Origin of the sequence: Nitrospina gracilis 3/211 (genome assembly GCF_000341545.2) — a bacterium.
Taxonomy (GTDB): domain Bacteria; phylum Nitrospinota; class Nitrospinia; order Nitrospinales; family Nitrospinaceae; genus Nitrospina; species Nitrospina gracilis.
Map to the genome: position 1 here is coordinate 1 of NZ_HG422176.1, position 583 is coordinate 583.

The 583-nt window shown below is 58.3% G+C and carries 1 pseudogene; it reads left to right on the top strand.

Annotated elements, in window-relative coordinates:
* A pseudogene (locus TX82_RS14800) lies at nucleotides 1-533 on the top strand (4Fe-4S dicluster domain-containing protein); the annotation flags it as partial.
* Nucleotides 534-583 lie beyond the last annotated feature (50 nt).

Genomic DNA, 583 nt, shown 5'->3' on the forward strand with positions numbered 1-583 from the left:
TCGAGGGACTGGATCCCTTGACCGAGGGCGACCAGATGGAAACCCGCTGCATGGCGGCTTGCGTAGGCAAGATCCGTCTGCAGGGTCTGGTGAAGATCGGTTCGAACGGAGAATGGGCTCACGATCCGGACAATCCTCAGTACTACCTGATCAAGGACCGGAAAGTGGCTCTGCCGTTGTACCCGCAGTTTGGCACGGAGCCGAACGGTTACTATGTACCGTCCCGGCACGTCCCTCGTGCGTATTCCCAGCAGATGTTCGGCCCGGGTGTCGATCATTCGATCGACCAGTACATGGTACCGGATCGTGACCTGCTGGGCGTCTTGCAGTTGTTCCGGACGACGCAGCGCATCATCTTCAAGTGGAAGCGCGAGCCGGGTCCGAAGATCTTCGAGACGAACATTCACGGCAAGAAGTTCGAGATGTACAACGACACCATCATCGGGTTCAACCGGAAGGGTAAGGAGATCATCCGTGTCACGGTTGAAGAGCCTTTCTATGTCCGGCCCGAAGAGCATCCTGGTGCGTTCTAAGTCGGGTATCATCTGCCGCTCCGGAACAGGGCCCTGCGCCCTGTTCCGGG